Consider the following 25,963-nt stretch of genomic DNA (forward strand, 5'->3'; position numbering starts at 1 on the left):
AAACGCATTCCTGATGAAAATAAAAACCATAATACTTCTTAGTCTTTTGATGCTTGCAAAATATTCCAATGCCCAAAATTTCAAGCTATTGCGTTTTGATGAAGATCATACAGCCTTGAAGGATAGTGCCCGGACCTTTTACAACCGGCTGAAATATCTGCCGCTTTCGGAAAGCGGTAAGACCTATGTATCCTTCGGCGGCGAGCTAAGGGCTGAACTGGACCGGGCAGATCACGAAGACTGGGGCGCAAGGAAAGTCGGCAGAAACATTTTTCTGCTACAGCGCTACCAACTGCATGCGGATCTGCATTTGAGCGACAGGATCAGGATCTTCGGGCAGGTACGCAGCGGCCTGGAGAACGGGCGAAAGAACGGACCGCGGCCCATCGATGAAGACCAACTGAACGTTCAGAACCTTTTCATAGACCTGATCCCTTACAAAGAAATGGATGATAAGATGACCATCAGGTTGGGACGCCAGGAATTGCAGTACGGTAGCGGCCGGTTGCTTGATGTGCGCGAGGGCCCCAACCTTCGCCTGTATTTCGACGGAGCCAAGGTGGCCTATGCTACACCAAAATGGAACGTGGATGCTTTCGTCATGGCGGCCGGTCGGGTAAAGACCGGTGTATTTGATAATCCCATTAGCCGCAAATCGAACCTATGGGGTATTTACAGCACACATGCCGTGGCTAAAATGCTCAATATTGACCTTTATTATTTAGGTATCGACCGGGCTGAGGCCGGGTTCGATGAAGGTGTTGCCGCTGAATCCCGGCATACCCTCGGTACCCGGTTTTGGGCGAATGGAAATGAGTTGATCTACAATTTTGAGATCGGTTATCAGTTGGGCAAATTCGGCGCGGCAGATATACGTGCCTGGGGCGGTTCCATGGATATCGGTTATCGCTTCGCAAACCTGAAAGGCGCACCGACAGTCAAGCTCCGAAGCGATTTTATTTCTGGCGACGATGTTAAAGGTGACGGTAAACTGGGCACATTTAGCGCCTTATATCCGAACGGCGGTTATTTTGGTATGAACCCGCAGGCTGGTCCGGGGAACCTGCTTTCTATTCATCCCAACCTGACCTGGAGCCTGGCGAGGAAAGTGCTGCTTTCCGTAGAGACGGTCTTCTACTGGCGGCAATCCCTGCAGGACGGCATTTACCGCCCGGATGGTAGTCTCAGCCTGGGGTCCTCCAATTCAGACGGCCGTTATATTGGCACGTCTTACATTTCTACAGTTTCCTGGCAGATCGGCAAGTTTCTGAACTACAATGCCGGCGTGCAATATTTTAAGACCGGGGATTTTATCAATGACGTGATACCGCAGCACAAAGATGGTTTTTTTATCAGTTCGCTCCTGGCGTTTAAATTTTGATCAGCAATGCACGAAAATCTGCTTTTTATTCTGGGTCTTTTATTTGTAGTGATGCTGCTGGTCATGCTCGCAGGAAAGATTGGTATTGCTTACCCGATATTCCTCGTGCTTACAGGACTGGGCATCGGCTTTCTTCCGGGCATCCCGGCGCTTAAGTTAGATCCCGAACTGATCTTCCTCATTTTTCTGCCGCCATTGTTGTATGAAGCCGCCTGGTACACCTCCTGGAAAGAATTCAAAAAGTGGAGCGGTGGTATCGCCATGCTGGCCTTTGGTCTGGTTTTTTTTACCTCGTTCGTGGTGGCGTATGCGGCCCATTCCTTTATCCCGGGTTTTACGCTGGCTCTGGGTTTCTTGCTGGGCGGAATCATTTCTCCCCCGGATGCGGTAGCGGCGACAACCGTTTTGAAAGGGCTTAAAGTGCCGCATCGTACCATTACCATACTGGAAGGCGAAAGCCTGGTGAACGATGCGTCGTCGCTCATCGTATACCGTTTTGCTTTGGCAGTGATCCTTACCGGGGCTTTTTCCGTGCAGCAGGCAACCGGGCAGTTCTTTTGGGTGGCGGGTATGGGGATCGTTGTGGGCCTTGCAGGTGCATATGTCATGTATATTATCCATCGATTTATGCCCACTTCGTCCGCCATAGATGCCACATTAACGGTGATGACGCCTTACATCCTTTTTCTATTGGCGGAGCATTTTCATTTTTCCGGCGTGATGGCCGTAGTAAGCGGTGGGTTGTTCATGTCATTCCGTGCGCATGAGATGTTCAAAACAGGACACACAAGAATGAATATGACGGGCGTCTGGCACACACTCATTTTTGTGATGAACGCATTGGTATTTATCCTCATCGGGCTGGATCTGCCGGAGATCGTGCGGGGCCTGGGCGATGTATCCATTACAGCGGCTATTAAGTACGGCGTTTTTATCAGCTTCATCGCAATTGTGATCAGGCTTTTGTACGTTTTCGCTACCTTGTACATACCCCGCTGGTTCAGCAAAAAGGGAAAGCTTAAGCCATCGCCGGGCTGGAAACATCCGCTCATTATCGGCTGGGCAGGAATGCGCGGTGTGGTATCGCTGGCAACGGCCTTATCCATACCGTTATACATGAATGACGGAAAGGTGTTCCCTCATCGCGAACTGATCGTCTTCATCACTTTCGTGGTGATATTCATTACCCTGGTCATTCAAGGATTGACCCTTCCAGCCATTATCAGGCTGACCGACATCGGTGAGCTTGACCCTATACTGCCTGATCATGAACAACATGCGGGAATCAGGCTCAGGCTGGATACAGTTGCACTGCAGCGGCTGAACGCACGGCATGTTAATGCGAGCGGCAACAGCCTTTTGAGGGCATATGCCGAGAAACTTAAACGGGAGATCGATGGAAACCAGCTGTACCTGGATTCGGTCGAAATGTGTATCAACAGAAATGCGGAACGTCAGGAGTTTCAGCAGGTGATGGCCGATATCCATGATCATCAGCGCAGGGAGCTGTTCAAAATGAAGAATGAGCGGACTTACACCGATGAAGCGATCCGAAAAGCGGAACATTTGCTGGATATCAATGATCTGCGCGTATCCGAGACATAGGAGGCAGCTCACCTTACCGAAGAACCTTGACGACACTAAAAGTCTGATCGGCCATTTGCTAAAGAATCAATTCATTTATTTCCAGTTAGACGAGGAAATGCAACAATTGATCCTTTGGGAAATCTCTACGATAGTAACCTCATTCGCAGTTGCCGCGCTGCTGGTTGGCGGCATTTATTACACGATATTGCACACCCGTAATAATGGGGGGATCTTCTCCGACATCGACCTGTCGAAGCCAAATGGCCGTCAGGATATTCTTGATGCTATTGATCAAATTTTGAATATACTGTTCAAAAATCTAAACCAAGGAGAATAAAACTGGCATTTTAATGCATCTTGACGAATTAGCAATTGGGTTCATAATATTGGGTTCAAGCCCCACCTGGGCTACACTCATATCTCTATTTCATGCTGAATTTCAATCACTTACGAGGTTTACAAAAGGCCTGGTAGCCGCTTTGGGGTATCACCTCTCTAACACTCAAAAATAGGCAAAAAACAGCAATTTTCTAAGCAAAATTAGAGTGGGTCCGTGGTTCGAGCCGTATCTGGCCTATGACCCAAGGAGAGATAGTTCCTTTGTTTTAATTGTTTGATTGTTTTTCTGACAGTTCTTTCAGCCTGATTAACCAATCCAAAAGATCTTTACGAACCATATTAGGGGCAAAGATTTTCTCCATTTTTGTTTTAGGCCCATTTTGGGATTCGTCGGAAACAACCTTGCAACCTTCTTTGGTTGGGATAATCATCCATGCATTGTAAACGGTCATATTTTTGTTATGGGTTTCGCCTCGCCAGGCTATGTTATAAGGAGGATTGAATTCCTTTATAGTTGAAGTGAATTTACCTGCCGGGTGCCAAATAAAAACACTGGATGAATTAAGCTTCCCGTTAGGTGAATTTAGCAGCTCAATCCCTTCAGCTTTTTTGTGCCATTCCGGCCATTTATCAGCCTGGATGAGAATATCCCAAACCACTTGGGGTGAAGCTTTGATGTCTATTGTGTTGTGTATGAAAAAATCAGATTCAGATGGTTTATAGCCTTCTGGCCAGTTGATTTTATCGGAATAAGGTAAACTTGACTGAACTACTTTTTTGTGTGAATAACATGAAGAAAGTAGCAATGATATACTGGCTAAGCTAACCAGTATAAATAATTTTGTTGTTTTCATTGTGTCGGATATTTGATTTTTACTTCATTAAGATTTAACACTTGCGAGATTCTTTTTGATCTTCATCATAATAGGATCAGGGACAAAACTTGACAGTTTGGAGTTAAACCAGTTTTGAAAGCCAACTACTTTTTTCCCTTTTCCCGATAAAAGATGTTTCACACCTTGCGCTGCCACTTCTTTGGGATGCATTGGCTTGGTTTTATGAAGATTTGTAGATTGCATCTTCTCGGTGGTAAAGCCCGTATCTACCGTGCCGGGGTAAAGAGAATTAACAATAACGCCGGTGCCGTCTAATTCGGCAGCAAGCGTTTCACTAAACGCCAGCACAAAAGCTTTGGTAGCAGAATAAACAGCAAAATATGGAAATGGCAAAAATGAAAGCAATGATCCTATATTCATAATTCTACCGGATTTGCGGCTGACCATATCTTTTGCAAAGAGCTTGGTAAGTACTACCAAACTGGAAATATTTAATTGAATCATGCCCAGTTCTTCTTCCAATGAGGTTTCAGTAAAATTGCCATAGTTGCCTACACCTGCATTATTGACCAGGTGGGTTACTAATAAATTTTCCTGTTGCACCTTTTTGTAAAGGTTTTTAGCAGCATTTACATCAGAGAGATCTGCAACGAAATACTGAACCAGAATGCCATACCTGTTGGTTAGTTCCGCCTGCATTTGCTGTAATTTGGTTTCAGTACGGGCAACCAATATCAGGTTCAGTTTTTTTGCAGCTAATTGATTGGCCATTTCATAGCCAATACCGGACGATGCGCCGGTGAGCAATATGTATTCTTTCATGTGGATTAAAATTTATGTTAGTGATTTTTGAATTTTGTTTATTGGTACATTTAAGGTTATCTCTATTTCAGGAAATCAGCATTTTGATATGCCGGGTTTGGGTACGTATAGAAACCTTCCCCTGTAGATATACCGAGCTTGTTTTTATCAATGAAGTTCTCTTTCAGGAAATCCCGTCTTTTTTCCCATACCTCCTCGCCGGTTAATTCTGCATAGGACTTAGTAACATTATAAGCGGTGGTCATTCCTACGAGATCTGCCATAGCCATAGGCCCCAAATCGGCCCCGACGGTTTTCATCCAGGTCTTATCAATAGATGCTGCATCGGCAACACCATTTCGGTATAGATCCAGGCCTGCAATTAACCAGGGCACTAAAAGTGAATTCATGACATAACCAGGCTGTTCCTTGTAGATTGGTATGGTTAGCATACCGATCGTTTTAGCAAATTGAACTACCTGATCAAAAATTTCATGATCTGTGCCGTCGTGCCCCATAATTTCAGCCACGTTATTCTTCCATAAATAATTAGCAAAGTGTAGTGCTAAAAATCGCTCCGGTCGGCCTGTTTCAGCAGCGAACTGGCTTGGCAACAGCGTAGATGAGTTGGTGCAAAAAATTGTTTTTGCAGGAGCCAGTGGGCTTAGCTTTTTATAAAAATCCTTCTTGATCTGAATACTTTCAGGAATCGCTTCGATAGTGAGATCTGCATCTTTTACCGATACGGCGAGATCTGTGGTAAAGCTTACTTTTGATACAGCAGCATCAAGATCGGCAGGAGCGGCATTTATATCGTGTTGATAAAGTGGTTTAAACTGTTCAAATTTCAGCTTTGCCTGATCCAGCAGTTCTTCTTTGATATCGAACAAGGTAACACGATAACCGTGGTAGGCAGTTTGAAAAGCGATCTGTGCACCCAGTACACCAGACCCGAATACGGTAACGTTTTTAATTTTCATTATAAAATATTTAAAATGTGTTATTTAATCAGGTTCTTAAGGGTGATTTTAAGTGTTTTAAAATCAGCGCGTTAATTTCATTTATGAGCTCTAATTCATTTATTACAAGTCATTTTCGAGGCTCGGCGGTATCAGTTTATACATTACCGGCGTTACGATCCTCGAAAGGATAGTAGAACTGATCAGTCCGCCGATCAATACAATGGCTAAAGGCGCGATAAGCGGGTTGGGGTTAAGCGCAATGGGAAGCAAACCGCAGATGGCTGTTATGGATGTAAGCACTACCGGCAGAAAACGGGTTTCGCCTGCCATGTTGATAGCCTCATCAATACTATGGCCTTCGAGCCGTAATTGGTTAGTAAAATCTACCAGCAACAGCGAATTTTTAACCTGTATACCTGATAAGCCGATGAATCCGATAATAGAGACAAGTGACATCGGGTTGCCTGTCATCAGTAGTAATACCACCCCGCCAAGGATACCTAAAGGAATGATCGACAATACAATAATGATCCCTTTAAAGGTCTTAAACTGCAGCAGCAGGACCCCGATAAAAAGAAAGGTGCTCAATATAATTACGGAAAGGAAGTTGCCTCCCAGTGTATCACCTTCTGACTCGGCCTCGCCGGAAAGCTTGTAATAATAGCCCTGCGGCATCTTTAATTTATTCAATTGCGGAACAACGTCTTTCAAAATGTCATTGGCCAGTACATGCTCTTTCGTAAGCGACGTAACCTTGGCGAAGCGTGATTTATTAAAATGGTTGATCGCCGTGGGCGATGTTTCAAAGGAGATCGTCGCGATCTGGTCTACCAGCACCGGGGTGCCCTGCACATTATTGACATAAAGTTTTTTTAAAGCATCGAGGTTAGAGAACTTATCCCTTGGAAGCGTGATCACTACGTTGCGTGAATCGCCCCGGTCATCAATATAATCCCCTACGGTTAACCCGGCGACTGCCAGGCGGACCACTTTGTCCACATCACTGGTCAGGACACCCAAAGTACGGGCCTTTTCTTTATCGATCTTTATTTTAACATCCGACTTATAGGTATTGAGTTCGTTATTGACGAAGAAAGTACCCGGATGTTTCCTCAGGATCTCTTCCACTTTAAATGAAAGGGACCGTAAGGTATCCTGGTTCTCCCCAAATACTCTTACTACAATATTCGCTTCTATAGGTGTTCCCTGTTCAAAATCTTTGATTTCGATCTTGGCATAAGGGAAGTTGCTGAACTTATTTCGCAGTCGTTTGATCAGTTCCGTTTTTTCACCGGGACTTGCCTCTTCGCCCAATTGAACGAATACCTGGGCAAAGTCGGGCTTTACATCCTGCTGGTGCACGTTGTAATAAATCTGGGGGTTACCTTTACCCACATTCGATGTATAAAAAACAATCTCTTTATGTTTTTTCAATTCTCCCTCTACAAGTTTAGTCGCCCGGTCACTTTCCGGTATATCCGCCTGTAAGGGCATTTTGATATTGATCAGGAACATCGGTTTTTCAGAAGTGGGGAAAAGCTTAAATCCGGTTAACGTAAACAGGAAAAAAGCAAGCCCGCTTAAGGCTAATGATATCCCGATGGTGGCTTTAGGCCATTTTAAGGCAAGCGGCATAACGCGGCTGTAAGATCTGGTCAGGAATCTTTGCAGGTGCTTTAAAAAGAAGTTACCCTCGCCATGTGTATGGGTTTTTAACATCCTGCTGCCCAGGAAAGGAACAAGCGTCAAAGCTACGATCATGGATGCCAGTACGCTGGTCATGACGGCCATTGGCAGGCTACGGATAAATTCACCGGCTATATCGGGTAAGAATGCCAGCGGCAAAAACGCGATAACCAGCGTTGCGGTACAACCAACAACAGCGGCACCGATCTGTTTCGTTCCCTTAAAAATGGCATCCGTACGGGAATGCCCTTCCCTGAGCCAGCGTTCAATATTTTCGACGACGACGATACTGTCGTCCACCAGTAATCCTAACGCCACCACCAGGCCAACAATACTCAACTGGTTTAAAGAATAGCCTAACATGTTTAAGGCAATGAGTCCCAGGGCTAAGGAAAGCGGAATGGAGATCATCACGATCAGCGATGCCCTGAAGCCTAAAGGAAGAAGGGTTACTACCACCAGCACAATAGCCAGCCCAAAGTCAAAGCCAAGATGGCCTAAACGTTCGGATACCATATTGGCCTGGTCGAAATTTTTGACCATGTGGATGTTCTCCGGCAGGGTTTTGCCAAATTCCTCCAATACAGGTAAGTATTCTTTCTGAACGCTGGTTATATTCACCTTATCTTTCATAGCTGCCGTAACCAGGATACAACGGTGCCCGTTCACCCGGGTAATATGGTCGACGATGCCATCCTTGTAGCTCACGTCTGCCACATCTTTCAGATAGATGATCTTGCCATTGGCATTGTAGATCACCGTATTGGCCACATCTTCAACGTTTTTAAATTTGCCGCTGGTTTTTACGTTAAACACCTTGCTGTCCAGATTAATGCTACCTCCGGGAATATCCGCGGCTTCGCTTTGCAAACTGCCGATGACCAAATTAAGCGGTATTTTCAATTGAGCCAGCTTATCCAGTTGCATATCGATGCGGATCTCCTGCTCGGGCATACCGAAGTATTTCACCTCTTTCAGATTGGTGATCTTTTCTAATTGCGTTTTAAGGATGTCTGCTTTATCCCGCAGCAACTTACCGGAAGCGTTATCTGACACGAGAGCAACCTGTAAAACTTTTACGTCTGATGAGGATACCTTTTCTGTTTTGATCAGGTAGATATCTTTAGGAAGTTCACTGTTTTTTAGCGCATTGATCTCCGTGGATATTTCCTGATATTTATTGTCCACGTCAACACCATATTTAAATTTGGGCTGGATAACCGCCACACCGTCCTCTACGGTTGTCAGGATCTTTTCAATGTTCTCCAGTCCATAAATCTTGTTTTCGATGGGTTTTACTACCTGTTCTTCCATATCCTTGGGACTGGTACCCGGGTAAATAACCGTAATGATATATTGCGGTGCATGTGTGGTCGGGTCTTCCGAACGGGGCATGGTAAACAGCGTCAGCACGCCGACAACTGCTACCAAAAGGAATATGATCAGCGTGAACTGATAGTTCTTGACTGCAAAATTTGTGATCTTCATGGCCTTACTTGATAATTTTAATGAAAGACTGTTCGTTGAGGTAGGCGCTGTTGGAGATCACGATCTGGTCTATACCTTCCAGTTTATCCTTGAGGTACACGTTTTCGTTATCAAACTTCAGGATGGTAACCGGTACTCTTTTTACCCTGGTTGTGCCGATAGTAGTAAACACGAAACCTTTATTGCCGTCAGCTTCCACGAGAGAGGCGTATGGGATGATCATCGCGCTTTTATCCTGATGAGTGGCTATCTCTGCTTTACCAAACATGCCAACCGCGGGTTTTACGCCGTTTAATTGCAGTTTCAGTTCTATCTGGAACGAGCCCAATTCACGATCAGCCGCCTGCGACTTGCGGAACACGGTGGCATCAAAGGCCTGACCGGCATATCCGTCGAGCGTTACTTTGGCGGTTTGCCCAGGCTTGATAATGGCCCATTCGCGGTCGGTCACACCGACTTTAAGAGAATAACTGTTATGTTGTTCGGTTGAATTAATGAGGAGTACCGGCATTCCTTCGGCAATTACCTCTCCTTCGTTCGCTATTTTCTTGCTTACAAAACCGTCGGAAGCGGCATATATTTTAGAATAGCGTTCGTTAAAAGCGGTTGCTTCTCTTGCCTTTTTAGCTACATCCAAACCCGTTTTGGTATTCTGCAATTGTTCTAAGGTGTAAACACTGTCCTTGTAAAGATTTAGCGCCCGGTTATAGTCACGTTGCGCTTTTTCTACACTTAAGCTGGACTGTGCTAAACCTGCCGAAATTTCGGTGGAATTTAGGGTCGCTAACAATTGGCCCTGTTTAAAGAACTGGCCTTCCTGTACCAGGATAYGGCTGATCACACCGCCTATCTTAAAGGCATATTTGGCTTCATCCTCTGTACTGACCAGGCCTGTGGCGGTGATCTGATCGGGCACGCCTAAAACAGAGACCTTGGAAACCTTAACGGAAATAATATCCGGTTCTCCTATTGGATTTTTTTCTTTGGATTTTTCTTTGCAGGACGCAACAACGATTAAAGTGGCTGCAACAAGGCTGAGTAATTTTATTTTTTTCATGATGGGTTTTTATTGAATGGTGAAACTGGCATTGGCACGTTCGATCGCGGCATCTGCAATCCAGGTGTCGTAAAGGGCAATATTGGCGTGAAGCTGGGCATCGATCCATTGGTTCTGGGCATCCAGCAGTTCTATGTAAATGGCCATTCCCTGTTTGTATAACTTCAGCATATCACCGTAATAGGTTTGACTGGTTTTTAATTGGGATTGTGCGGCCTCGTATTGCGCAATGGCGCTTTGCATACTGGCCTGGCGAACTTTAAGTTCGGTAAGCAATTGCTGCTGTACGTAATCGGTCTGTGATGCCAGGGCATTCTGGTCGGCGATCGCCTGCTTCACCCGGTAATTGTTTTTGCCGGAAGAAAAGAGGTTCCATTGGAGAGAGACCCCAAACAGGTAGTAACGGCTGTTATTGTTGAACTTCCAGTCAAAAGCCTGCGAACCCAGATCGATAAAGGTTCCTAACTTGGGGACGATATAGGATCTGGCCAGCCCGGTCAGATTGCCGTTAATATCTTTTGCTATTCTTAGCTTGGACAATTCTTCCCTTCCGCTAACGCTGTTTCCCAGTAATTGTTCCCGGGCAGGGAGCGCCGTAATATTATCTGAACCAATACTGTCTGTAAGCGGGCGGTTAAGCAGGAAGTTAAAATAGTAACGTGCTGATTCGGCTGTTTTTTTGGCACTGATGAGCGAGGCGTTGATCCGCGACACTTCGTTTTGGCTTCGGAGCACCACTGTCCGGTTTACTTTGCTGTTTTCATACAACTTCGTATTGATCCTTTGCCCTTCATCAACCAAACGAAGGGAAGATTCGTAAATACCGGTCGCATACACGGCTTTCTGGTAATTGTAATAAGCCGTTTTGATTTCTTTGACCAGTTCACGCTTATAAAGCAACACCTCGGCCTTTTGCAGGTCTACCTGCTGCTTTTTGATCCGCTTGTTATAGATCAGTTCTGCATTCAGGATGGGAAGTGTCGTGCGGAATTTAGCATCGTAGAAATTGTCCGGGTTGAGCAGGATCTTTTGGTTTTGCAACTGCGGAAAGGCATTGCTGTTTGTCAACCGGTTTAGTGTGGCGTAAACTCCGTTAAACAGATCGCCGGTCGGGAAATCTATCGTACGCCCGCCGTCAGCTTTCGTGTAGGTGGTGGAAAAGGTAACCTCGGGCAAAAACATGCTCTTAGCTTCCTTCAGCGCGTAGATGTTTTTTTCGAGTACAAAGTTTTGTTGCTTTATACTTTCATTAGAGGCAAGGCCTTGCTGGATATACTCATCCAACCTGCCCTGAGCTTTTGCAAAGGGTGCAGCCAGTAAGGCCGATGATAAAAGCAAAAGTTGATAGAATGTTTGATTTTTAAATTTCATTTTAATCATTGTTATAATTTTAAACAGTGTTCAATATAGTTAAAAAAAAGGCTAGCTTTTTTCGAGCAGCGCCACAAAAGACTCATATCCGTTTTGCATCAGCTCTTCATTCGTCTTGCCGACAAAGCTTGAATTGCGGTGTTTGCAAAAAAGCGCGCAGATGCCATGAACCACCGAGATGATCAGGAAAGTAAAGTATTCCGTGTCCATATCCTTGAACTTCCCTTTTTGCTGGCATTCCTTTACCATTTCCTGCATATAACTGATCGCTTCTTCTGCGATCTGAAATCCCTCGGACAAAGAGTCTTTAACCGGTTCGTCAACAATAAACATCAGGTTATAGTAGTCCTTGTTCTCGTGGGCGAATTGAATAAAAACGCGCCCGGAAGCCTTTAAACGCTCAAATGGATCAGCTACCTTGTCTAGTACTTTTAACTGGTTCAGCAGCAGGCGGAAACCTTCTTTATGCAATTCGTGGAAAATTTCGCTTTTATCCTTAAAATAGAAATATAGCGAGCCCGGACTATAACGGATCTCCTGAGCAATACTGCGCATACTGGCCTGTTCATAACCCTTTTCTAAAAATATCTTTCGTGCACCATTAAGGATGCGTTTGTGCATTTCCTGCTTCTCTTCCAGTTTTCGTTCTGCTATGCCCATTTAGATTATATATGATACGAATATAAGATCGCTAATGACTTGATTTAATTTAAAACCGGTACAAATTTATTGAACAGTGTTTAATAAACCAAAATAATTCAACCACCTTTTTTGAAATCTGACATTAAAAACAGAAACTGGACCGGTTTACACAAGTCTACTTGTACCTTAAAAACACGTCATTTTAAGGTGATCAAAATCCTTTCTTTAATAAGAATTAGGTTCGAGCCCCACCTGGGCTCGAACTATGCGCCCAAAAATCCGTTCAACAAATAAATTTTTAACGAGTTAAATGAAAGGCCGGAATAACCGGCCTCTTGTTGATATTAAATCGAATTAGTCATATTAAGCTTGTCTATATTAACTTTAATTCTATTTATGGTTTGACCTTTCTTACTATCCACAACTTTAGCGTAAACTTGGGTAGTTTTAATATGCTTATGGCCAAGCATCTTAGAAACAGTATAAAGGTCTGTTCCAAATTCAAGCTGTAAAGTTGCATAAGTGTGTCTGAAACAATGGAACGTTATATTCTTTTTAATACCAGCCTTTGCGAGCCACCTTATTAAGAAAACTCTGATCGAGGAATAAGTTAAATTTTTGAAAACTGACTCATGAAGCTTTCTTTTGTTTGCCATTAATTTAACAGCATCGTCAGAAATCGGCATGTATTCAGCAACCAACGTTTTTTGTTGGCGATACTGTAAGTAGTACTTGCCAGGCTGACCTCGTAGCTCAGACCATTTTAAAGCTTTAACATCTGAAAACCTAAGACCTGTTAAAGCAGAAAATATTGCTGCACGCTTAATTACATCAGGTTCCATTGGCGTCGATATTAACGTTTGGAGTTCTGTCAACTCCAAACGTTCGCGATGTGTTTCGTTTGCTTTTAGGGCTTGACCAACGAGTAGAGATCTTCTGCCAGCAACCCCTTACTAAACGCTTCTTTTAAAGCAGATCGAAATTTCGCAAAATAGCTAACAGCCGTATTTCTTGAAATTGGCTTTTCTCTAAGGCTGATTCCCAGACCACTCAAAAGATAAGATCTAAAACCCTCACATATTGACTCATTCAAGTCATAAGCTTTCAGGTTATTGCTGGTTATAAAATCTTCAAAATACCGAAAAGCCATCGCCATGTTATCAGAATCTGTTTTCTGGCGCTTTGCGGTGTATTTTTTAAAGTAATTGATAAAATCACCTCTCCTATTAGATTCAGATAAAAATCCAAACCTGTTACTCTGTACGTCAAGATGTCGATTGAGCCTAACCCACTCAGCTAACTTTGTTGTCTCCTTATTATGCTTCCGCTCAATATTACTATTAGGTTTATCATAAATAAACAGTTTTAAATATTCATATCGCTAAAGCTTATTTTTAGATGGGTTGAATAAGGCTGGTGAATAGTCTAGGTAAAGTGACTGGCGGCTTTTTGATAGCGATTTTCTTCTTATAGTTATGTTTGCCATCAGATTTGATTAAGTAAAATTGAATCAATATTTTTCTTGGAAACATACGTGAATCGGCCCACCTGAAACTTATCTATGTTATTTCTTTTGATTAAATTATATATCGCTGCGTCTGAGATTTTAAACTTCTCGTGTAGCTCACTCATATTATAACAGTCGCCCATTGGCGGCATTTTGGATACCTTCTTTTTGGGAAGAGGTGCCATAAGTGTCCTCAATTGAAATAACTGTTTGATGTCATTTTTTAGAATGATTGTCCGGCGAATAGAAAGATTGTAGGCGACGAGTTTACCCGTGTTTATTAAATGATAAATGAAACTGCGCGATACGCCAAGCAGTAGTGCAGCTTTTTGAGTATCTAAAAACTCTATGTTTTTAACGGATTGGATTGCTTGAGCGGAAAAAATAATAGGCTGTTGGTTTTCCGCTTCAATCTTTTCATTTCTCTGTTTTGCAGCGTTAAACCGTTTATTACACAGCTTGCCGCAAAATCGGGTGACAGTGGTTTTGGCATTGAATATTTGTTTACAATGCACACATTTTCTTTGGATCGTGAAATTTGAACTCATGGATTTTAAATTTCCACAATTTAGTTATCCAGATTAACACCCGCCCCAACAAATCATCGCAAAGATATTGGTCGTTGTATCTCCCTAAAATTGTAGTGTTTTGTAACATTTAGTGTCATTTAATGCTATTTAGTTATCGATAGTTACAACGATTTACATGACACTGAAAAATGAGGAACAAAAGATACTTTGGGAACCAAAAAAGCAACGAAATTACTTTCTAATAGTAACAAAAAGCAAAAATATACCGATTGGTTTTATTTATAACCTCTTGATAACATGGTATTTAAGAAATTAAAATGGCGATTTCTATTTTTTGTTTTTATTTTATAACTAATTGATTTTCAATTAGTTATATCAACTACTTGCGCGATACAGAAAGTACTTAAACTATGACTATCAGTAAGTTATAAGTTTTGAGTTACAAATCAGTTACAAGAAATTTGAGTGTTTTTTGCCCCATTTTTTAACGGGATTAATGTGGATAACTTAACGCTAAGTAAGAAAATTTTAAACAAATTCCAAAGTAAAAGAAAATAAATGGGCTTGGTGTTAATCTCTCTCTTATCGTCAATTTTTTAAGATTCCCAAATTCGTGATATGTATATTGGGAATCTGTTCTCAGAGGTTGTCAACTGCAATTCCCCAAAGACTGGCAGAATTCGAATCACTTACTTAAAGGAGCAACCTAAAACTTTAACCAAACCAAAAGTATCTTAATAGGGGTTCGATCCCCCTGCAAACCGTCAAGATATTGGCACTTACTCTTTTCATAATTGGAGTTCCAATAATTATCATCTCCCTTTCAAGAGCGGTATGGTTAGAGGCATTCGCCGGTGTTCTATTGGTAATTAAAACGCGGTCCGAATTCTTTAGCGCATCCTCAAAAGCGTATTGAATGATAAAGCAACTGGTAGTTTTAACAGTTATTATAGCGATATGCGTAGGTTTCAGCTTCCTTTATAACCTGAAAAAAGATTCAGCAGCTATGCCATTTAGCAGAGCAAATAAGTGCTGATAAATACGGTAAGGCCATTATTAATGTTTAATTTCGGATTCTACCTCCGTTCGTCCACTTTCCCATGGACTGATGCCTGTAGCTTTTTCTGCAAAGCCCACTCAAAGCAAAAGCGTTATGAAGAATCATCCGCCAACTTTACCCGTGCAATTGGCCCAAGACCTCCATTTTGGGGTGACCGAGCGTTCTAACAGGCTGATCAATTATTTTCTCGGCGGTTATTTTTTGCTTGGGCTTTTCCTGGCCCCCTTCTATGGCACCTGGCTGATCGCTGTTGGTGTCGGTGGACTTTCGCTTATTGCTTATTATTTGGTCAAGGTCGCTTTGCCCGACTCCTGTTGGTATCAATATGTGCTGAGTGTGGTACTGGGTATTTTTATGGCGCAGTTCATCTACCAGATGCATGGGATGTTTGAAATGCACTTCTTTGCCTTTATCGGCAGCGCCCTGCTGATCACTTATCAAAACTGGAAGCTACAACTTCCTTTACTGCTGTTTGTTTTACTGCATTACACACTGTTCAACTACCTGCAGGATATGGACATGCTCAGCCAGCCGAGTAATCTTCACTTGCAGACATTTACTGCACACATCCTGCTGACCGGTGTGATCTGTTTCATCTGTGGTTTATGTGCCTTTCAACTGAATAAATATCACCAGATCCAGCTCATTCAAACCGAGCAAATGACCCGGCTCCAAGATGCTGCCCGACTGACCATCGTCCGCGAAAAGAATGCCGAGGCGCTCGAAGAACGAAACATGATCCTGGAAAGTATCGGTGATGCCTTCTTTGCCCTGGACAAGGACTGGGCGGTATCTTATTGGAACAGGACGGCAGAAAAGATACTGCAAAAAACGAAACAGGAAATGCTGGGCCGGAATTTATGGGACGCGTTCCCGACTGCAGTGAACTCGGTATCTTACCGCCAATACCACCAGGCAACGGACACCGGCCGGGCGGTTCATTTTGAAGACTATTTTGCCCTGCTGGATTGCTGGTATGAGGTCAGCGCCTTTCCGTCGCCGGCCGGGCTATCGGTTTATTTTAAAGATATTTCGGAGCGAAAACAAAGCATCAGCGATCTGAAGGAATCCGAGCAACGCTACAGCGATGTATTCCATTTCAGCCCGCTGCCTATGTGGGTGGTGAACTTAGAATCCCTGGCATTCATGGATGTGAACGAGGCCACGATCGAACATTATGGCTACACGCGAGAAGAGTTTTTAACCATGAACCTAAGGGATATCCGTCCGGAGAGCGGACTTGCGAGTATGCAGCGCGCGCTGGACCAAGGTGACAGCGAGCCAGATGCTATCGCGCACCGGCAAATGGTCCACCGGAAAAAGAACGGTGAGCTGATGAACATGGAAATCCAGCTCGCGCCTTTCCGGTTCAAAGGCGTCAAGACCAGCATCGTGATTGCCACTGATATGACCGAGCGGCTACGCTATACTAAAGCCATCGAGCAACAGAATGAAAAGCTACTGGCCATTTCCTGGATGCAGTCGCACGTTATCCGTGCACCACTGGCCAGGATCATGGGGCTGATACCGATGTTTATTGATCCAAAGACCACCATTAAGGAAAAGCAGGACATCGGGGAATACCTGGTCTTATCCACTAACGAGATGAACAACGTGATCCAGCAGATCACCGATGCCACCGGATCGGTTCCTGAGTCCTGAACATATCAGTTTACTTTATTTAAAAAATCCTTTTAATTCTTGTTATGTTCTTTGCCGCCCCTATGCTCGCCCTGGAACCCGCTGCTTCGCTGGCCCCGTTGAAAACCGCGCTTTAATTTAAAATGGGTGTGACCGCTGAGTTCTCGGCTTCGAGCCTTAAATAGATACTGAAAGTAGTGCCAATACCCAGCTCACTCTCCACAACGATGTTGCCACCCGTTGCGTTTACTATTTTTTTAGCCAGGTACAAACCGATACCTTGTCCGTCCACCTCATGATTTAGCCGGCCATACATCTCAAATATTTTGTCAATCCCGCCTTTACGGATGCCCCTGCCATTGTCCCTTACGGATAAGACAATATGATCATTATCCGTTTGGGTGGAAATATGAATAACCGGGCTTTCTTCCCGTTTAAATTTGACAGCGTTCGAGATCAGGTTATAAACAATGCTCCGCAGGTTCTTTTTTGAAAAAAGGACCTGTTTAACTTCCAGGTTCCTGATAATAACCGCCCCGGATGTCTGGATGATATTTTCTAAACTCCACTCTATATTATCTATGGTTTCATCCAGATCAACCTTTTCCAAGGTAATCATCTCACCCTCTACCTTGGCGATCGTGGCGAGCTCGGTGATCAGTTCGCGAAACTTTTTAACGGAGACATCGATCACGTGTAAAAAATCATGCAGTTTGGCATCACTTAAGGCTATTTTATTCATGAAACCAATGCTTGATTCAATATTGCCCAGCGGTCCTAAGAGATCATGTGAGGCCGCATGAATAAAATGATCCAGGTCCGCATTGATCCGCAACAGGCTTTTGTTTTTCTGGGCCAATTCCTGTTGGGCCTTTTTAAGGACGGTAATCTCGTTGAAGGTAATAATAGCCCCGTTGTTCCTGTTATCCGTCTGTTGTACATAGGGCATAGTCATAATCTGGTACCAAAGGCCGTTGTCCGTTTCAACTTCCTTGGTAATGATAACGCCTTCGGTTAGCACCCGTTTAATATCCTGGATGATGGTTTCCAGCTTGATATTGGTAGAGATATTGCTGAGGGGACGGCCAATATCTGTTTCCAGCAGGTTAATCTGCTTAACGGCTCCAGGTGAAAACTTCATCAGCTCCAGTTCATTGTTAATAAACAGCTGCCCATTAATATTGCTTCGGAAATAATTATTCAGGTCGTCATTGATCTCCAACAGCTCTTTGTTTTTTAACTGGTAGTCCGCATTAATAGTATGCAGTTCTTCATTCACCGACTGCATTTCTTCGTTCGTACTCTGCATTTCCTCGTTGGCGGAGATCAGCTCCTCGTTAAATGATTGCATATTTTCGTTGGAAGCATCGAGCCTTTCGTAAGAAGAATGCAGCTTCTCCTTTGATTCCTTTAATTCCTCTTCCAGGTTCCTGATATATTGATCAAGGTATATTTTTTCGTCGAACACGATATGGTCAGCAGCGGGCGCAGCGCTTTCATTTTCCCTAAAAGTAACCATGAATAGTTTTTGTTCACCCCTGACCTCCAACGGACTGACGGACAGATTAACTTTAAAAACAGAGCTGCCCTGCTTGATAGTGATACCGCTGACATGCACTTTCTGATTTGTTTTGATAGCGCGCTTGCTCAGGGTATTAAAAACCACAGCCAGTGGTTTGGGTAATAACTCGGTCAGGTCAGAGGTGAAATACTTTTGAAGTAAAAACTTACTGGCATCCCCGTAGGATTTAATGACCTGGTTATTTTCATTAATGCAAATGTTCAGGCAATCCAGGTTAACAGCCAGGCCTTGATTCATGGCTTCGGTTATCGCGGGGTTCGTATTTTTAACCTCATCATGCGGCGACAAGCGGGATGGTGTACGTTTGATATCCGGCAGGTCAGGCATGGAGAATGCTTCAAAGCTTACGGCCCGTTTTGCTTCCAGGTTTTTATAGATCTTCCATTTTTTGTGAACCACTTCCAGGTTTTTCAAAATAGGCATCGGGTTTTCACTTGAACCCAAAAACAGATATCCATTCATCTTCAGGCCGAACAGCAGCATAGCAAATATTTTCTTTTGCAAAACCGGGGTCATATAGATCAGCAGATTACGACAACTGATTAGCTGCATGTTACAATAAGGCGGGTTCTTCACCAGGTCGTGCTGCGCAAAGATAACCATCTTGCGTATCGCCGGATTAACCCGGTAATGTTCTCCTTCTTTAATGAAATATTTTTCCAAACGTTCAGCGGATACATTCTTTGAAATAGAAGCTGGGTAGATGCCCTTCCCAGCATAAATTAAAGCGGAGCTATCGATATCCGTTGCAAATAGTTTAACGATAGTATCCTCAAAATCGCCGGTCAATTGTTCGGCCACCAAGATCGCCAGGGAATACACCTCCTCACCGGTAGCACAACCCGCAACCCACATTTTTAGTTCTTCACCGGGTATAATATTTTTTAGGATATCGGGTAACACCTGTGTTTGAATCAATTCAAAGGCAGGCGCATCCCTGAAAAATGAAGTTACACTGATCAGGAATTCTTTGGCCAGCGCTTCTACTTCAACGGGATTGGTCCTGAGGAAATTCAGGTAGCTGGTTAGTGTTGTAAAATTACCATGGGAGGCCCTTCTTTTGGTTCTTCTCAGGATCGTGTTTTTTTTATAATCTGAAAAATCAAGCGGTGAGTTTTCCCTGACCAAATCAATGATATTTTTTAGTTCTTTTTCATCATCCGGGTCGCCTATTAATAACTCTTCAGCGTTTCCAACATAGTATTCAATCACGTCGGGCATCGCTTCCGGCTCCAGCACAAAGTCCACCATGCCGGTCGCAATAGCACTCGTTGGCATACTACCGAACGCCGAGGTAGCCGGATTACGCGCGATGATCATACCGCCGGCTTTCTTAATGGCCCTAACGCCTTCGGTCCCATCAGAACCCTGGCCGGAAAGAATAACTCCGATTGCTTTTTTACTGCGGTCAGTCGCCAACGAATTAAAAAAAGTATTAATGGTCAAATGAGGCCCCTTGATATTTTCCTTATCCGTTAAATATAAGCTGCCGTCACGGATGGTCATGTACTTATCATTAGGAATCAGATACACCTCATTACAATTGACAACCGTGGCATTTTCCGCTTCCTTAACGACCAGTTTGCTATGCCTGGCCAGTAGCTCTACCATCCGGCTTTTAAAATCGGGAGACAAATGCTGTATAATAATATAGGAAACCCCATCTAAAGGGGTATGGTCAAAAAAAGAATTAATTTCTTCCATCCCGCCTGCGGAGGCACCAATGGCAATGATATGATGAGGCTCAGTTAATAACATAGTAACGGCTTTAAAGGCATTGCAGCATCCAACACGGATCCTGGCAGGAAAGTAAAAAGAAAGGAAATATAATAATTAAATTATTGATAATAAGTAGCTTATTATCAATATCCATGACTCCAAAGTCATTTTTTGCCCTTCAGGGCTACACATAAAATAAACATGTATAAAAAAAACCCCGATAAATAACCGAGGTTTTAAACTGAAACGGGTATAGGTGTGTAGTACTTTAATCCCACTGCATCGTCATTTCTTACATAACATAAAAAAACAAAATGGGCACTTGGGGTGTCAACACGGCTATAATTTGCTTCGGCATATTTTTCCTTGTTCTGTCATCAAAACCGAAACTTCCGGAATTTCACCGGGAGCGTCAGTTTCCATCAACCCATAACAATTACGACAATTTTGTATACGCTATGCAGGTTACGATTGTTGTACAATAAAAAAACCAGACATACAATAAGCCGCGGTTCACATAATCACCATAATGTGATGGGTCTAACTTGTAATAAAATAACAGTCCCCGATCGCAATCGAGGCTGTTAAGTGACAAATAAGCCCCCTTATTTATCACTGGTATAACTATCTGAATGGATATATGTTTTTAATATTAAGTATTAAAATTATTTGATTCATAATTCATCAATTATAACCAAACGAACGTTCCAATTGATAATAACCAATATTTAATCAATATTTATTTTTACAATCACTTGATAGTCAATATTATTTAACTTGTGATAATACCTATTCTAATAATATATATAGTCTACACGAGGATATTTAGCAATTTTTCTTTTTTCATTGCTATCTAACCCGAATGGTATTTACATTGTCCTAAAACTGTTCATTATTATTTTTTAGCCGATACTTAATATGGTCACCGTTCCAATAAATCTCAAGCTACTGAGTGGATTTGATTTTTTTAATGTAAGCCATCCTGCGGTAAAACAAAGTGATGAAAGCCTCTTTCTGATATTTACCACCAGTTCAACGTTCTTTGCCTATGAAAAATCTTTGATTGAGCTTTTGAATGAAATGAGGGTAGAAGAGCCTGTAATGGAAAATATTTATGATCTTAATAAAATAAAATTTATTGAGGATTTAGTGATTGAATTAATGCGATACAATTTTAAGGAGAAATAAAATATATTTCAATTTCTCATCACCGGCAGGAGCAATCTTYAGCCCTGCAATGCTGCCTAACGGTTTCCCTGGTCAACGCACAGGCGCCGTTTAGCACAGCCGAATATGAACGACCGCTTGCGGTAGCCCGCTGATAGGTCTGTTGACCATACCGGATGAACCCGAAATTATTCATTTTTGTTTAATATTTATAAGGATAGCATAGTTGGATGAGTAAATAAACTTTCGGATTTATATTGAAATTTTAACCGTATCAGGAATATATATCCCGCCAAATTTAATACCTGATGCAGTTTTAAGTTGGTTACCCTGCCTGTAAAGATGAATAGCCACTATAACAACTACAACAAAAGCAAGAATAAATACCCAATTATCCAGGGGACATGAATTATCTAAAGGGTCGCTGTAGTCACAGGGTGTACCCGGATCATCAGCTAACAGTAATAACGGACTACAAACACAAAAAAAGGTGACAAAAATTCTGGAGAGAACGTTCATAGTATTATTTAGATTAAGGTTAGTAATAAGGTATTATTAGTAATAAATTACTTTTTTATAAGCTTTTTAGTTCCAATCAGCTTTTTTGTTCCTGCATCTATAACCTCCACCAGGTAAACACCAGGCATAAGATCATTCACCTCTTGTTGAATATTATCCCCTTCGGTTTGCCGGTTAATTTGGGTTCTGCCCCCGGCATCGGTAATCCTGATAATAGCTTTTGAGGGAATATCATAACGGATGATTATGGTGAATTTGGATGTAGCTGGATTAGGATATAGCGTTAAAATTTCAGAACTGATGTTGATTTTATTTACGGCTATTATTTTGCTGTAGGATATCATATCAAATGCATCAATTTGCTTTAACCGGTAATAACTAACACCGGCTAGCGGGGCGCTGTCAATATATGTATAGATACCGCTGCCGTTACTTTGCATCTGGTTTAACGCTACAAATTGCGTTGAACCATCCTTGCGTTCAATACTAAATCCGGTTAAATTACTCTCATTCTGGGTTCTCCAGGTTAAAAGAACCCCTTTTGCAACAGGTGAGGCGGTGAAGCCTAACAGCTTATAATTAAGACTGCTCTTTTTGTGAAAAACTATTTCAAAGCGATTGGCCCCAAAGCTTGATGGATCAGCATCGATTATATTAAACAGGTATTGGGGATACCGGCTAATCATTAATGAGTCCTTTTTATAGTGATCAATAAGATATATATCAAAACGAGGATCAAGGGAATTTAACCCGGATGCTGATAAAGTATCCACACCTACTGATTTACTGATGTTCACGTAAAGTTTTACCCGCGTAGCTGCATCAATACTGCGCATGCGGTTTATAGCAAGTAAAACCTCGCTATCATAGCCATAGCTTGCCAGGGTGGTAATATTACCTATTCCACTTAACCTATCCGCATCATGGTATGGCTCGTATTCATTTTTAGAGTCAGGCTCAAAAAGTATCATGATATCATCTGTATTGACGGCATCTTTAGATAATTTGATCCTCATTAGCTGGTTGAGTGCTGTTGGAGCAGCCAGGCTCTTAAACAAGAGCAATGAATTAGTGGGTTGAACAACCGTTTTAGCCGTTTCATTAAAGGTGAGCGAAGCGCCGCTTGATGCGCTGGCCATGATAAAAAAACCCTGTGAGCTGGCTATGTATCTGCTGGCGTTATTGGTACCTGTTCCTCCTGGTGTACCTGCCAGGTAACTGCCATAGTTTTTGTTGGAATAATTGAACACATACATTGTTGGCGATACTAAGGGAGCGTAAATTCCGGCAGTATTGGTACCTGCCGAATACTGGTCCCAGTCAATAGTTGATGCATAAGGATTACCAATAAGGTTATACCCGGTTTTGGCATCACTTAAAACAGTACCGCCATTCCACCATAATTTTACAGCTATTGCCCCTTGATTAAGCACTCCGGTTGCTGTTGAAGTCGCAGCATCAGGCGCTATGTAAGAGCCGCCGAGCCTATATTGCTTGTTGAGGGCGGTTGCCGATGTAACATTATTAATATTATTACCAACGTAATAAAGTAAAAAACCATTACCTACAGGCAGGGTAGTATTGGCAGTAGCTGTGCCGCTGCTATTATAATAAGTTAATGTGTTCCCTGAAATATTGGTGAGACCCTTGAAATTTCCACCACTAAATGAAGATGTGCTTGTGGTTAAACTTTCATTGTGAAGGTAAATGGTGGGAGTGGCATTGGTAACCGTAAAACCACCAGCTGGCCCGGTTGGTCCTGATACAAATATGCCCGTTAAATTTCCGGAGTTGGTATTAAGATAGCTTAGCGAACAAGCCCCCGATCCACTATTTACTGGCGAGGAAAGTAACCTGTAATTGCGTGTATTATCGGCGGTGGCGCCACTGGCCTGTGCTTTAAAATATCGCTGAACATTTACATTACCAGTTATACCCGGGCCGGTTAGAATAGGGGCAATTGAGGCAGAACCCAGAGCATCTGAATTTAAAGTTAAAAATCCACCAGCATTTAAAATGGTGCTGGGGCTATTCCCACTCATGGTTAAAACGCCCAAACTACCCACATAAAAATTACCGCTTACCATGTTTTTAGTGCCGGCACCGCTAAATGCTACATTATTAAATATTGTGCCCAGGCCTGTACCCCCTGCCAGGCTTTGGGTTGTACCATTAAATTTTACGGTATTGTTAAGCAGGTTTAAATTATTACTGACATCATTGGTTAGTGCATTGGTAAAATTGCCGGCAACATTTAAATTTCCGACTGATAAAGTTTTTAAACCTGTACCAGAAAATTTTATATTTTGATAATTTACCCCCGTACTTAAACCGGTAATAGCCGCATCATTATAAACAATTTGGGCCGCTCCCGAATATTCGACAGTTGCCCCTGGATTTTTAAAGGTTATAACATTGATACCCAAGGCCGACAAGCCTGATAATGCTGCATTGTTTGCTATTTGTAAGGTGGCTATTGTTGTAGGTGTTACTGTAAAAGTTGAAGTATTGCCGGCAGCATTGCTGGTTAATATGATACCGTTAACTAATGTTGTGCCTCCGGTAACGTTAAAGGTTGAGTTAAGAACATATCCGCCTGTCACTGTTGAAGTAAGCGTAATATTGTCATCAACATTTAAATTGGTGACCGATGAAGCGAATATTTGGGTATAAGGACTTAAAAGTATGGGAGTGTTAGCAATAATAGCTATGCTGTTTGCTTTAACAGTACCCACGCCCGAAAGTGTACAGGTATAATTCAAAGCAGAACCTGCATCGCTTTGGTAGATGATTGCTCCCAATACATTTAAAGTACTGCCGGCATTTACAACCACTCCGGCCGCCTTAAGCCCCAGGGTACCAAATTTTATAGAACCAACATTAACCGTACCGGAGGATGCCGGGATATTTGGGAAATTAAAAAAAGCTTGATTTACACCAATAAAGGCTTGATCTGAGCTGGTTGGCACTACATTGCCAGCCCAGTTTGCTGCAGTATTCCAGTTATTGCTAAAGAAACCTATCCATCCAATACCACTACTGCCCGGTATGTATATATTATTCCCATAAACGGATACAGCCCCCGTTGTCGAAAACATTCTTCCTTCGAGGGATCCACCGGCACCCATGGAAATTGCATCGTTATTTGCAATTAATGTTCCTTTCATAGTAGTGGATGCGGCCATAGCTATAGCACCCTCAGCAACCCAAAACACATTTTTTGCCGAAGCTCCATTGGTTAGTATAACGGTTGTACTGGCACCCGTAGTAAACGCGCCACCTATCTTAAAAATAAACACTGCATTCGCGTCTCCCTGGGCATCCAATGTTAATACCCCCGCCGCCGATCCGGCGGCGCCAACGGTATAAACTCCTGTATAAAGTGTTTCGCCATTTCCAAAAACGGCAGCATGTGCAGCCGTTGAAGTAATAGCGCTTAATTGGTTATATGCTGATATTAAATCTGCAGCACATTGTGCCGTTACGCTATTAGCGTTATAGATAGCACCCGTGACAATGGAGGCTCCAAACCCGGTTATGGCGCCAACATTTGCACCTATATTACCAGTGATATTTGAAATTCCTGTATTACCTACCGCGCCGGCAACGGTAAATAGAGCAAAACTTGCTGCTGAACCAAGGTCGGGCACAACCGTAGTTGCGATTAGCCTGTTACCTTTTATACCAATATTTTTAGAAGAAGTAATGGGGCTTTTTGAAGTTGAAAATTTGTGATTATCTCCTGTATATGCGCTCAGTCGGAAAACAATAAAAACGAAGAGAACAGAGATAAATATCTTTTTCATAATTGAAATGGCAGAATATCTATTTCTGTATTTAAGGTTATTACAGATTTTAGATCAAAGGATAGGTTTTAAACTATTTAAGGCTATCCTTTTATAGTTTAAATAGCATTGTTATCTTAAATAGATTAGATACACTATTACGGAATAAAAACCTAAAAGTTTATTTATTTAAAAATAAATAAAATATTTTAATTATTATTTAAATAGATGCGTCGATAATTGGCTGTATCTAAGAGCGATGATGGATAAGGCATGTAATTTACAGAGGCTTGTGCAGCCTTT

Annotated in this window: 18 protein-coding genes; 5 read left to right on the forward strand and 13 right to left on the reverse strand. The window is 42.5% G+C overall.

Going from position 1 to position 25,963, the window contains the following annotated elements; translation table 11 throughout:
• Positions 1-13 precede the first annotated feature (13 nt).
• From AC1DRQ_RS03240 to AC1DRQ_RS03250, 3 genes are read left to right on the forward strand one after another with little or no spacing between them, the layout of a single operon-like run.
• A complete protein-coding gene (locus AC1DRQ_RS03240) occupies positions 14-1,381 on the forward strand; it encodes an alginate export family protein (RefSeq protein WP_477422180.1) in 1,368 nt (455 codons plus the stop codon).
• Between the two features lie 6 nt (positions 1,382-1,387).
• Positions 1,388-2,986: a Na+/H+ antiporter gene (locus AC1DRQ_RS03245; protein WP_477422181.1), complete on the forward strand. Its 1,599-nt coding sequence runs from the start codon at positions 1,388-1,390 to the stop codon at positions 2,984-2,986.
• A 55-nt stretch (positions 2,987-3,041) separates the two neighbouring features.
• Entirely contained in the window at positions 3,042-3,305 is a 264-nt protein-coding gene (locus tag AC1DRQ_RS03250; RefSeq protein ID WP_477422182.1) for a hypothetical protein, read from the forward strand.
• A gap of 268 nt (positions 3,306-3,573) precedes the next feature.
• On the opposite strand, the gene AC1DRQ_RS03255 is transcribed toward AC1DRQ_RS03250, so the two are convergent.
• The 10 genes from AC1DRQ_RS03255 to AC1DRQ_RS03300 form a co-directional block, all read right to left on the reverse strand.
• On the reverse strand, positions 3,574-4,161 hold the full coding sequence (locus tag AC1DRQ_RS03255; RefSeq protein ID WP_477422183.1) for an SRPBCC domain-containing protein: 588 nt from the start codon (positions 4,159-4,161) through the stop codon (positions 3,574-3,576).
• A gap of 27 nt (positions 4,162-4,188) precedes the next feature.
• Positions 4,189-4,965 carry an SDR family NAD(P)-dependent oxidoreductase gene (locus tag AC1DRQ_RS03260; RefSeq protein ID WP_429397908.1) on the reverse strand — a complete coding sequence of 259 codons (777 nt, stop codon included), beginning with the start codon at positions 4,963-4,965 and terminating at the stop codon, positions 4,189-4,191.
• 62 nt (positions 4,966-5,027) lie between these two features.
• Complete coding sequence (locus tag AC1DRQ_RS03265) at positions 5,028-5,924, reverse strand: 3-hydroxyacyl-CoA dehydrogenase (RefSeq protein WP_477422184.1); 897 nt, start codon at positions 5,922-5,924, stop codon at positions 5,028-5,030.
• 102 nt (positions 5,925-6,026) lie between these two features.
• On the reverse strand, positions 6,027-9,080 hold the full coding sequence (locus AC1DRQ_RS03270; RefSeq protein WP_477422185.1) for an efflux RND transporter permease subunit: 3,054 nt from the start codon (positions 9,078-9,080) through the stop codon (positions 6,027-6,029).
• Between the two features lie 4 nt (positions 9,081-9,084).
• Positions 9,085-10,137, reverse strand: coding sequence for an efflux RND transporter periplasmic adaptor subunit (locus AC1DRQ_RS03275; protein ID WP_477422186.1), 1,053 nt, complete (start codon positions 10,135-10,137; stop codon positions 9,085-9,087).
• A 9-nt stretch (positions 10,138-10,146) separates the two neighbouring features.
• Complete coding sequence (locus AC1DRQ_RS03280) at positions 10,147-11,508, reverse strand: TolC family protein (RefSeq protein ID WP_429397916.1); 1,362 nt, start codon at positions 11,506-11,508, stop codon at positions 10,147-10,149.
• A 51-nt stretch (positions 11,509-11,559) separates the two neighbouring features.
• Positions 11,560-12,168: a TetR/AcrR family transcriptional regulator gene (locus tag AC1DRQ_RS03285; RefSeq protein ID WP_429397918.1), complete on the reverse strand. Its 609-nt coding sequence runs from the start codon at positions 12,166-12,168 to the stop codon at positions 11,560-11,562.
• Between the two features lie 326 nt (positions 12,169-12,494).
• A complete protein-coding gene (locus AC1DRQ_RS03290; RefSeq protein WP_477422187.1) occupies positions 12,495-12,992 on the reverse strand; it encodes a site-specific integrase in 498 nt (165 codons plus the stop codon).
• A 65-nt stretch (positions 12,993-13,057) separates the two neighbouring features.
• Complete coding sequence (locus AC1DRQ_RS03295) at positions 13,058-13,306, reverse strand: phage integrase SAM-like domain-containing protein (RefSeq protein ID WP_477422188.1); 249 nt, start codon at positions 13,304-13,306, stop codon at positions 13,058-13,060.
• A 329-nt stretch (positions 13,307-13,635) separates the two neighbouring features.
• Complete coding sequence (locus AC1DRQ_RS03300) at positions 13,636-14,205, reverse strand: helix-turn-helix domain-containing protein (protein ID WP_477422189.1); 570 nt, start codon at positions 14,203-14,205, stop codon at positions 13,636-13,638.
• A gap of 1,135 nt (positions 14,206-15,340) precedes the next feature.
• Between AC1DRQ_RS03300 and AC1DRQ_RS03305 the strand changes: the two genes are divergently transcribed.
• Positions 15,341-16,909 carry a PAS domain-containing protein gene (locus tag AC1DRQ_RS03305; protein WP_477422190.1) on the forward strand — a complete coding sequence of 523 codons (1,569 nt, stop codon included), beginning with the start codon at positions 15,341-15,343 and terminating at the stop codon, positions 16,907-16,909.
• A gap of 112 nt (positions 16,910-17,021) precedes the next feature.
• Here AC1DRQ_RS03305 and AC1DRQ_RS03310 read toward each other — a convergent pair whose 3' ends face one another.
• Entirely contained in the window at positions 17,022-20,228 is a 3,207-nt protein-coding gene (locus AC1DRQ_RS03310) for a chemotaxis protein CheB (RefSeq protein ID WP_477422191.1), read from the reverse strand.
• Positions 20,229-21,107: 879 nt separating this feature from the next.
• On the opposite strand from AC1DRQ_RS03310, the gene AC1DRQ_RS03315 reads away from it, so the two are divergent.
• On the forward strand, positions 21,108-21,377 hold the full coding sequence (locus AC1DRQ_RS03315) for a hypothetical protein (RefSeq protein WP_429397925.1): 270 nt from the start codon (positions 21,108-21,110) through the stop codon (positions 21,375-21,377).
• A gap of 231 nt (positions 21,378-21,608) precedes the next feature.
• Here AC1DRQ_RS03315 and AC1DRQ_RS03320 read toward each other — a convergent pair whose 3' ends face one another.
• Both AC1DRQ_RS03320 and AC1DRQ_RS03325 read right to left on the reverse strand, forming a co-directional pair.
• Positions 21,609-21,875, reverse strand: a complete 267-nt coding sequence (locus AC1DRQ_RS03320; protein WP_477422192.1) for a hypothetical protein — start codon at positions 21,873-21,875, stop codon at positions 21,609-21,611.
• Between the two features lie 47 nt (positions 21,876-21,922).
• A complete protein-coding gene (locus AC1DRQ_RS03325) occupies positions 21,923-25,681 on the reverse strand; it encodes an ice-binding family protein (protein ID WP_477422193.1) in 3,759 nt (1,252 codons plus the stop codon).
• Between the last annotated feature and the right edge of the window lie 282 nt (positions 25,682-25,963).

This window comes from Mucilaginibacter sp. P4_E8 (assembly GCF_056401495.1).

Bases quoted from the DNA above. Each gene is read 5' to 3' on its own strand.
- AC1DRQ_RS03240 (WP_477422180.1), top strand. From the start codon at position 14: ATGAAAATAAAAACCATAATACTTCTTAGTCTTTTGATGCTTGCAAAA.
- AC1DRQ_RS03245 (WP_477422181.1), top strand. From the start codon at position 1,388: ATGCACGAAAATCTGCTTTTTATTCTGGGTCTTTTATTTGTAGTGATG.
- AC1DRQ_RS03255 (WP_477422183.1), bottom strand. From the start codon at position 4,161: ATGAAAACAACAAAATTATTTATACTGGTTAGCTTAGCCAGTATATCA.
- AC1DRQ_RS03260 (WP_429397908.1), bottom strand. From the start codon at position 4,965: ATGAAAGAATACATATTGCTCACCGGCGCATCGTCCGGTATTGGCTAT.
- AC1DRQ_RS03265 (WP_477422184.1), bottom strand. From the start codon at position 5,924: ATGAAAATTAAAAACGTTACCGTATTCGGGTCTGGTGTACTGGGTGCA.
- AC1DRQ_RS03270 (WP_477422185.1), bottom strand. From the start codon at position 9,080: ATGAAGATCACAAATTTTGCAGTCAAGAACTATCAGTTCACGCTGATC.
- AC1DRQ_RS03280 (WP_429397916.1), bottom strand. From the start codon at position 11,508: ATGAAATTTAAAAATCAAACATTCTATCAACTTTTGCTTTTATCATCG.
- AC1DRQ_RS03285 (WP_429397918.1), bottom strand. From the start codon at position 12,168: ATGGGCATAGCAGAACGAAAACTGGAAGAGAAGCAGGAAATGCACAAA.
- AC1DRQ_RS03290 (WP_477422187.1), bottom strand. From the start codon at position 12,992: ATGGAACCTGATGTAATTAAGCGTGCAGCAATATTTTCTGCTTTAACA.
- AC1DRQ_RS03295 (WP_477422188.1), bottom strand. From the start codon at position 13,306: ATGGCGATGGCTTTTCGGTATTTTGAAGATTTTATAACCAGCAATAAC.
- AC1DRQ_RS03300 (WP_477422189.1), bottom strand. From the start codon at position 14,205: ATGAGTTCAAATTTCACGATCCAAAGAAAATGTGTGCATTGTAAACAA.
- AC1DRQ_RS03305 (WP_477422190.1), top strand. From the start codon at position 15,341: ATGAAGAATCATCCGCCAACTTTACCCGTGCAATTGGCCCAAGACCTC.
- AC1DRQ_RS03310 (WP_477422191.1), bottom strand. From the start codon at position 20,228: ATGTTATTAACTGAGCCTCATCATATCATTGCCATTGGTGCCTCCGCA.
- AC1DRQ_RS03315 (WP_429397925.1), top strand. From the start codon at position 21,108: ATGGTCACCGTTCCAATAAATCTCAAGCTACTGAGTGGATTTGATTTT.
- AC1DRQ_RS03320 (WP_477422192.1), bottom strand. From the start codon at position 21,875: ATGAACGTTCTCTCCAGAATTTTTGTCACCTTTTTTTGTGTTTGTAGT.
- AC1DRQ_RS03325 (WP_477422193.1), bottom strand. From the start codon at position 25,681: ATGAAAAAGATATTTATCTCTGTTCTCTTCGTTTTTATTGTTTTCCGA.